Source organism: Rhodothermales bacterium (assembly GCA_013002345.1).
Classification (GTDB): Bacteria; Bacteroidota; Rhodothermia; order Rhodothermales; family JABDKH01; genus JABDKH01.
Genome location: JABDKH010000244.1, coordinates 1 through 3,047, shown reverse-complemented (window position 1 = coordinate 3,047; position 3,047 = coordinate 1). Strand labels below are relative to the sequence as shown.

Annotated in this window: 2 protein-coding genes; one reads left to right on the top strand and one right to left on the bottom strand. The window is 59.1% G+C overall.

Annotated features, from left to right (window positions below; translation table 11 throughout):
- Positions 1 to 2,527 (top strand): carbohydrate-binding protein (locus tag HKN37_12020; protein ID NNE47371.1); only part of this gene is annotated, 2,527 nt, incomplete at its 5' end.
- Positions 2,528 to 2,718: 191 nt separating this feature from the next.
- Here HKN37_12020 and HKN37_12015 read toward each other — a convergent pair.
- A complete protein-coding gene (locus HKN37_12015) occupies positions 2,719 to 3,021 on the bottom strand; it encodes a hypothetical protein (GenBank protein ID NNE47370.1) in 303 nt (100 codons plus the stop codon).
- Between the last annotated feature and the right edge of the window lie 26 nt (positions 3,022 to 3,047).

Sequence of the window (3,047 nt, the reverse complement as noted above, 5' to 3'; positions counted from 1 at the left end):
CACCAACACGACCGTCGACTGGCAGTACGACGAGGCCACTGCCGACCTCATTACCACGTATACGTACGAGACCACGTGGATGGATGACGCTGCGAACAGCACCGACGAGACCCTCACCGCTCTCTATAGACATCAGTGGCTGAACACGGCTGCACCGATGACCGGCCACACATACCAGTCTCCGAACGGAGTGATGAAACTCATCGCGGGCCGTTCTTTCACGACGGAACTCAAGTTCTCGGGCGTGCTTCCCGCGCTACCCGATCGAGGTGACTATGACAAGAGCGAGCTCCTTGCACTTGTGCAGAGTGTCGCCGGCGAGACCCTGCCGGTCGGTCCCACCTACGACAACGGAAAAGCCATGGCTCGCTTTGCGAACCTGGTGCATATCGCCGACCAGTTGGGTGCCACAGCCGAGCGCGATCACTTCATCTCCGAAATCAAACGGCGGCTCGAGGAATGGTTTACGGTTGGGGGTGATCAGCAATACTCGTACATCGATAGCTGGGACGTCCTCACCGGATATCCGTCCGGCTTTGGGGCCGACAACCAGATCAACGACCATCACTTTCATGCGAGCTACGCGATCATGAGTGCCGCGACCGTGGCACGATACGACAGCGCCTGGGTGTCGCAGGAGAACTGGGGTGGCATGGTCAATCTGTTGATCAAGGATGCCAACAACTGGGATCGCACCGATCCGCAATTCCCCTTCCTGCGATCTCACGACGCGTACGCCGGTCACTCGTGGGCGGCCGGTCACGGCGACTTCGGAGACGGCAACAACCAGGAGTCGAGCTCGGAGTCCATGAACTTCGCTTCGGCCGTGATTCTGTGGGGGGAAGCGACGAATCAGAAAGACGTCCGGGACCTGGGCGTTTTCCTGCACGCCACCGAGAATTCGGCGGTTCACCAGTACTGGTTTGACGTAGACAATGAGGTGTTTCCAGCCGATTATCCTCACGTTGCGATCGGAATGGTATGGGGCGGGAAAGGAGTGCACTCGACATGGTTTGGAGCACAGCCGGAGTTCATCCACGGAATCAACATCCTCCCGGTGACTGCGGGGTCCCTCTACCTGGGTCGATATCCGGAGTATGTGATTGCGAATTACGACGAGATCGTGGCAGAGCGGAACGGCCAGCCGACGATCTGGCAGGATGTTCTGTGGGAGTATCTCGCGCTCGCCGATCCCAACCGGGCGCTTTCCTACTACTACGCCGACGAGGACTACACGCCCTTCGACGGCGAATCGCGTGCGCATACCCTCCACTGGCTGTATAACCTGAAGAAGATGGGCCGTCACGACGCGACGGTGTTCGCGGATACCCCCATGTACTCCGTGTTCAGAACGCCGGCCGGAGAACTGACGTACGTGGCGTACAATGCCGGCTCACTCGAAAGACTAGTCACGTTCTCGGACGGAGTCACGATGACTGTCGGGCCGCGCGAGTTGAGTGTGTACAGCACGCTCACCGAAAACCCCAATGCCCCGGTCGCACTCCTGCGGGCGAACAAAACCTCGGGCAAGGTGCCGCTGACGGTCGAGTTCGAAGGTAGCAGAAGTTTCGATCGAAATGGCGGTGACCTGGAGTATCACTGGGAGTTTGGATCGGTCGGGACGAGTTCGAGCGCGGATACCGTTATCACCTTCGACACGGTAGGCGACCACCGGGTATTGCTCACGGTCACAAACTCTCTGGCGCTTACCGCGAAAGACAGCGTCCTTATCAGTGTGCTTGGGAACGGCACGCCGTTCAACGGTTCACCGGCACCTGTTCCCGGCAAGATTGAGGCTGAGCACTACGACAACGGCGGCGAAGGCACGGCCTATCACGATACCGACGCCAACAACATCGGACTGGCGTTCCGGCCGAACGAGGGCGTGGACCTGGAGGGATCGAATGACGGCGGGTTCGACATATACTGGATTACGGCCGGCGAATGGGTGGAGTACACGATCGTTGCCGCAGAGGCCGGGCAGTACGATTTCGCGCCGTACGTAGCAACGGTGCCGGGCTTCGGCAATCTGACGCTGCTGATCGACGGCATCGATGTGAGTGGAAAGCGACCGGTACTGAGCACGGGGGGCTGGCAGTTCTGGCGGCCCATCGAAATTGGCAACGTGCCGCTCGAGGCCGGTGAGCACATCATGCGTCTCGAGTTCGATTCTGATTCTGACAAGACCGGATGGCTGTTGAGCGTGAACTACATCATCGTTACACGATCGACGCAGGTCGGGATTGAGGACTCGGCCCTTCCCGCGGAGTTTGCGCTCGCGCAGAACTATCCGAACCCGTTCAATCCGACTTCCGAAGTCCGGTACTCACTGCCCGTGAGCGGTCGCGTCACACTGGAGGTGTTCAACTCGCTGGGCCAGCGAGTAGACCGGTTGGTCGACGGATACATGGAGGCCGGGCATCACGCGGTCGTGTTTGATGGGGCGGGACTGTCGAGCGGACTCTATCTCTACCGGATGACTGCGCCGGCGTTTTCTCGTACGCGAAAGATGCTGTTGCTGAAGTAGGGTAGCGGAAATCGGATACGAGGCACTCGCCTGCAGACGGTCTCAGTCATTTCTAAAGACCCCGGCGTAACTATGGAATACGGTCGTTTGCTCGTTCGGGAGGGTCCCCCTGAGAATGACATCGGCGCCGGATGGAGTATGAGTCTGAGATCTCCCAGGAACGCTTCGTGTCTGTGCGAGCGAAGCGTGGTTCAAGGTTCGTCTTGATGAAGGCGTGTCAGGATAGTCTCGCTGCCTCTGAAGCCAAGCCATGTCATTGATAGCCCGACGATTCCAAACCAGACGAAAAAGAACATTCCGGGGTCCGGCAGTCCGGCGTTCGTTGGTGGTACAGGAAAGACCGCCAGGTTGATCGCCAACCCGGCGACTCCGGCCAAGATTCCGTACCCGCCCGCCAGGCGCTCGAACAATGAACGGGATCGTCCCAACATGCCGAGCCCGTACGCGGCGGTTGCCATCGAGATCCAGACATCCCAGGCTATGTCAAAGGCCAATTGTGTCTGGTTCATAGCGCGTACGG